Source organism: Aeromonas salmonicida subsp. salmonicida, from assembly GCF_001643305.1.
In the GTDB taxonomy this organism is placed as follows: Bacteria; Pseudomonadota; Gammaproteobacteria; order Enterobacterales; family Aeromonadaceae; genus Aeromonas; species Aeromonas salmonicida.
Map to the genome: position 1 here is coordinate 1 of NZ_LSGW01000016.1, position 6128 is coordinate 6128.

A 6128-nucleotide genomic window follows, 5' to 3' on the forward strand; every position below is an offset into this window, starting at 1 on the left:
GAGCGCGTTAAGGATCAGGGTGTTCACGTTGGCCGGAATGGATGTTCAACTTCGACGGAATACGCGGTGGCAACCAGAGCAATTGTTTTCTTTCGTCAAAGAGGGGGAGCGAGAGGCACTCTCCCATGGATTCAAAAACCAGCAGGATGTTATTCGCTTCTTGAGTTTAAAGCTGGAAATGCCTGCAGGGTTTATGGCGCTTCCCTGGGCAAAAAAAATCATGGCTGAACCGGCTGAATTAATTGGGCAGCAAAGCCGCATGGATAGGCTATTTGAGCAGGCCCTTCACGCATTGGATAAGGGATAGGTTGAGGGACTCATGAGTAAAAATAAAACAGCAAGTCTGATGTCCAGCGATGAAGCTGCCAAACAGAATTTTTCGACAGATAACATCATCTCTGGTGGTTGCGTAAAATGTGGTTGCGAAGTCACCATTCATTATCACTATGATGATGGGAAACCCGTTCCTAATGCGCCATTTGTCCTGACCGACAGTAATGGCACTGTTATTAAAGGCAAAACCGATAGCAAGGGATTATGCCGAATTTATGATATGGGCTGCGAAACCTTTGAGTTGTTACTTGACGAAGGTAGCGATGATTTCAAACCCCAGGAAACTGTGCAAAATAACCCGGTGTTTCAATCCAACCCCGCTTATGCTGCGTTGGCTGGTGAATACTTCACGTTATTTCTCATTCTGCGTCAGCAAGGATTGATTGTGTATGACGCCTCTGACAGTGATGCAGATGAGGTGGATGTCGATGACGTCGGCATGCTCGGTGGAATTTTCAATAGTGTCCCGGATAAGTACAACCAGGCTTACAAGCGCTTTTGGGCGCTGGATAAAAAAATTAACAAAGGCAGCCGCGAGCTCAAAGTGGCGGTCAACAAGATACACCATAGTCTTGCCGCTGAATTGGGTGACAAGGCCAGTAGCAATGAAGCGGTGCTCCTGGTGTGTGAGGTGTTACTCGGGTTTGTACCTGTGGTCGGTCAGGTCATCGACCTCTATTCCATCGGTGAGTGGGGTTATGTCTCCTACAAGGAGCCGGTGAAGCTCGATGATAATATGCATCTCGCAGAAGGCGCGCTGTGCCTGATTGGCATCATTCCAGGCTTTGGGGATGCCATCAAAATCAGTGGACGAGCCATTATCAGGGCATTGGGGGATGTGAAAGAAATCCAGAAGGCGATACGAATTATTCGTAGCCTTTCCAATGGCAACCTGATTAAAGGATTGATGGAGCTGCGTGCTGAGATAGCGACATACGGTCAACAAGCCAAAGCCATCTTGCTGCAGGTGATTGCGGCATTGAAGAAAATGCTGATAGACCCGGCGAGCAACCGCTGGCTGATTGCCATGATGAAGGAGCAAATTACCGGGATTATCCATGCACTGGAAAAACTCTCGGCAAAGTTTGACGCATCACTTGCCTATATCGCTGCGAAATTTAACGAATTTATTGGCAAGGTGGTGACTCGCGTGACGAGCTCGCCTAAAAGCAAACTGGTCGACGCGCCACCCAATAGCGTCAACGCTGGTCGTAACACAGGTGATAGGCATGCTGATAAACCACACGCCGACACAACCCAAACCGGGCAGGCAGATGGTAATAACTGCGCTTCAACAAAAACGTGCCAAAAGGAAGGTGAGCCAGTCGATATGGCCACTGGTTTCGTGTTTGAACAGCGCGAAGATTGGCGACTGGCCAGCTTGTTGCCGGTCGGATTGGCCCGTTACTACCGCTCGGGTGGGCAACGTCGTCCGGGTATTCTGGGGACCCTCTGGCGCACGGAATGGGACATGTCACTGGAGCTGCAAGAGGGCATGGTCATCTTTACCGATGGCGAGTTTAACCAGGCCTTCTTTACCCTGCCTGACGAAGGTGAGTGGGCATACAGCCCCTCCAGCCCCGAGTGGCGGTTGACCCGCTTCGAAGGTCTGCTGCAGTTGCACCATCTGGATGGGTGTCGTTATGGCTTCGAGCATGCCCGTGGCCCCCACCTTTATCTCACATCCATGAGTGATGCCTGTGGCAACCGGGTGCGTTGGGTATGGGAGCGGGGCCGCCTGGTGCGCGTCTTGTTGGCCGATGGTCGCCATATTCGGGTCAGCCATCAGGGGCGCAATGTCTCTGCGCTTACCCTGGTGGTGTCGGAGTTTGACCCACCTCGCGAGCTGTCCCGTTATGAATATGACGACAGCGGCGCCTTGCTGCGGGTCAGGGCGGGTGCCGGACGCAGCTTTGATTACCAATACTCACCGCAAGGGTGGCTCACCCGTTGGAATGACCTGGCCCAAACCTGGGTCGAACACGACTATGACTCGCAAGGCCGCTGTCTGGCCAACCGCTGTGCAGGCGGCTATTGGAAAGACCATTTCAGTTATGACGATGCCAATCTCACCAGCTATTACCACAGCGCTTTTGGTGGCGTCACCGCCTATGTGCGCGATGAGCGTAACAATATCCTGCTGCGCCGTGAGCCGGATGGCGGCGAGACCCGCTTTGAATGGGTGAACAATCAGTTGGCGGCACTGGTCAACCCCTTGGGCCAGCGCACCGAGTTTGAACGCAACGCGTGGGGGCAAGTGACGTGCGTGACCTTGCCTGATGGCAGTGCCCACCGTTATGGCTACGATGACGCGGGCAGGCTACTGGCCTATATCGACCCGCTCGGCCAGCCGTGGCAATACAGCTATAACCCTCAGGGGCTCGTTGAAGGGGTGACCAACCCGCTGGGGCAATGCTGGCGTCATGAGTATACCCCTCAGGGTTTGCTGGCCGCGGTAACCGACCCGGTTGGTCAGCGCAGCCAGTGGCATTATGGGGAGCAAGGTTTGCCGGTTCGTTACGAGCCAGCTAACGGTGCTCCCTGGCGATTTGTCTATGACCAGCAAGACCGTCTGGTCGCCCGTTATCAGGAGGGCGAACAAGGTGCTCTGGTACGTCGCTGGGAGTATCGTCACCACGCCAGACAACCCAGCAAGGTCATCTATGAAGATGGTACCGAGAGTCGCTTCGATTACGACATCGAAGGCAATCTGGTACGGCTGACCGATGCGCTGGGCCATCACCACCAACTGACCTATGGCGCCTTCGACAATCTTCAGAGCGTAACCGACCCGCTGGGTGCCACCACCCGCTATCACTACAACGCCGAGAGCGAGTTTGCCGGTGTCACCAACAGTCAGGGGCATCATTGGCGTTATGAGTTTGATGCCTGCGGCCGGGTCGCAGCGGAAGTGCACTATGACGGGCGTCGTTATGACTACCGTTACGATGTGGCGGGACAGTTGGTACTGCGCCGGGCACCGGATAATCGCGAGCTGCACTATCACTATGATGTGCTGGGGCGACTGGCTCGAATTGAAGCCTGGCGTGCCCAGGGCGAGCTTAATGACCCGACGGCGAGGGCAAAAGAGAGTGAAACTCACTTTGCCTATGATGCCGCCGCTCGTCTGCTGCAGGCCAGCAACGCCGATGCGGTGGTGGAATTCGAGTGGGATGCACTGGGCCGGGTGGTCTGCGAGCGTGTCAATGGCGAGACGATAGAGAGCCATTATGGCGAGGCTGGCCAGCGTGAGGCCGGCTTTGCCCTTAGTCAAGGGTGGAGCTCCACCGGGCTTTTGCTCTCTCAATCCCTGGTGCCAGCGAGTGGCGCTGTGCCAGACACTCTGTCGCGTCACTACCAGTATGATGCCCTGGACCGCCTGGTTGGGGTTAACGACAGCCACTGGGGTGAACAGGGCTGGAAGCTCAATGGCAACGGTCAGGTGGTGGCTGAGCGCAGCAAGCGCGGCCACGAGCGTCAGGCCCGGTTGTTTGGCTATGACAGCGAGCTGAACCTCTGTGAGCTCTCCCATATTCTGCCAAGCGATGGGCAACCGCTGTCCAGCCAACAGGCTCAGGCCGAACCCCTGCGCCGTTATGACACTGCGGGCCGGGTCAGCCAGATGGGGCCCAATCAATACCGCTATGACAAATGTGGGCGGCTCAGTGATAAGGTGGTATCACGCCCCGGTTTCCGGCCTCAGACCACCCAATTTGAGTGGGATGGCTTTGACCGCTTGCAACGGGTCATCTTGCCAGATGGCAGCCGCTGGCGTTACCGCTACGACCCCTTTGGTCGGCGCATCGGCAAGGAGCGGGAGGGGCAGGTGAGCCAACTCACCGCGATAACCAGTGTCCACTATCGCTGGGACGGTGACCAGTTGGTGCAGCAACAAAGCTACCGGGCCGATGGCAACACCGCCCGGCAGGTGCAGTGGGTCTATGAGCCGGGCAGTTTCAGACCACTGGCCCAGTGGGAAGTTGGTGAACAGGACGAGCGTCTGCACTATATCGTGACGGACGTGGCGGGCACCGCCCGCGAGCTGTGCAGCGAAGCTGGTGACATTATCTGGCGCGGTGAACAGCGGCTGTGGGGCAACTATCGCGCCGATGCCATCCCGCAACCGCTCAGACGCTTCCTTGGGGATGCAGCCAACGAAGAGACCTACTGCGAGCTGCGTTATCAGGGGCAGATTTATGACCAGGAGACGGGGCTTTACTACAACCGACACCGTTACTTTGACCCGGAGTTGGGGCAATATATCTCGCCAGACCCGATAGGGTTTGCGGGAGGAGTAAGGCCACAGGGGTATGTGCATAATCCGCTGGAGTGGGTAGATCCGCTGGGGTTGAAAGGCTTCTTCACTCGAACAGTGTTTCATGCTCCCTCCGGTAGCACCCATACTGTTTACCAACAAGCGATTGATTGGGATTTACCAGTCAACACTCGGAGTGGTGTAAAAACGAACTTGGATATAGCATTAGATGGAGGAAGTCCTTTTGTTGTGAAAAATGGAAAATACTCACAAGTTAACTTACATCATTCAAAGCAAGATGGGCTGGGGTCTTTGTTTGAACTTTCAGCAGATACCCACCAACGGTACCGTAAGAGTAATGCCTTACATCCACATCTGCCAGATGCACATCCAAACAATCCTGTGGACAGAAATTCATTTAATGTTGACCGGGATGCATACTGGCGTGAGCGGGCTAATGGTGAGTTGGCAAAAAGAAATAAAATTGTAAGCAAGAAGTGTTAATGAATGGAGGGGGTATGTTGTCAGAAGATTTGATTAATTATCTGCGAGATAATGGATGGTGGTTTGAGGAAGTGTCAATTCCATACAAAGAAGCTCTAGAGTCTATAGGGCTATCGGCTGACTCTCAGATAGGTTTTTTTTACCTACACGCGGAAGATGGCCCTCATTTCATTAGCCAAAAAGGAATGATATATCAGCTTTGTTGGTTTGTATTGAATACAGATTATGGATTGGCAGCTGAGTCTCTTCGAAAAAGCCTTTGTCTACCACCTAGCTTAATCCCTCTTGACAGCTTTGAGGGCGAAGGTGGGTTCTTCTATAATAAAGAAAGTGGGCAGGTTCTTGAATTAAGCCTTGGGGATACGTTAAGTGATTTTTTAGATGGAAAACCGACTAAAAAATGGAGAGACTTTAACTCTTTTATTGAGTATTTTTTTGATATTTAAAACTATGTAATTAAGTTGCCATGCTCTTAATTAATTATGGGGGTTGCCTCAGGTTGTACAGATCTAGTTATCACCTTACACCGGCATAATGCCGGTGTTTTTTTAGCGTCACTGAGCTAACAGAGCTGGAAGGTCAATGGCAACAGTCAGGTGGTGGCCGAGCGCAGCAAGCGCGGTCACGAGCGTCAGGCCCGGCTGTTTGTAGTGGTCTAATCATCCCGGACACCATTTTAGGTGGTACAGTCGCCACCATAATCTGAGGTGTTCAATGACAAGATTGCGTCGCTCATTTACTGCCGAGTTCAAACTGGAAGCCGCATCCCTGGTGCTCGACCAGGGGTATTCTGTTCCCGAAGCAAGCCGTTCGCTGGATGTCGGTTAAACCGTACTTCTCCTCTGGGTTCAGCAGCTTCATTCCGAACGCTGTGGCACTACCCCAATCAGCAAAGCGCTGACTCCGGAGCAGCAGAAAATCCAGGAGCTGGAAGCCCGTATCAACCGGCTCGAGCGCGAAAAGGACATACTAAAAAAGGCTACTGCTCTCTTTATGGCGGACGAGTTCACACGTACTCCCTGATAGACTGATTAAG

At 53.4% G+C, this 6128-nt stretch carries 2 protein-coding genes and 2 pseudogenes; all 4 read left to right on the forward strand.

What is annotated here, in order from left to right; genetic code table 11:
- Positions 1–307: pseudogene (locus AXW79_RS01420) on the forward strand (hypothetical protein); the annotation flags it as partial.
- A 12-nt stretch (positions 308–319) separates the two neighbouring features.
- Positions 320–5092, forward strand: coding sequence for an RHS repeat-associated core domain-containing protein (locus AXW79_RS01425; protein WP_043144602.1), 4773 nt, complete (start codon positions 320–322; stop codon positions 5090–5092).
- A gap of 14 nt (positions 5093–5106) precedes the next feature.
- Positions 5107–5538 (forward strand): hypothetical protein, encoded by a 432-nt coding sequence (locus AXW79_RS01430; protein WP_227534419.1) that lies wholly within the window; start codon positions 5107–5109, stop codon positions 5536–5538.
- 268 nt (positions 5539–5806) lie between these two features.
- A pseudogene (locus AXW79_RS21930) lies at positions 5807–6120 on the forward strand (transposase); the annotation flags it as partial.
- Positions 6121–6128: the final 8 nt, after the last annotated feature.

Coding starts and splice junctions, on each gene's coding strand:
- AXW79_RS01425 (WP_043144602.1), top strand. CDS start 320: ATGAGTAAAAATAAAACAGCAAGTCTGATGTCCAGCGATGAAGCTGCC.
- AXW79_RS01430 (WP_227534419.1), top strand. CDS start 5,107: ATGTTGTCAGAAGATTTGATTAATTATCTGCGAGATAATGGATGGTGG.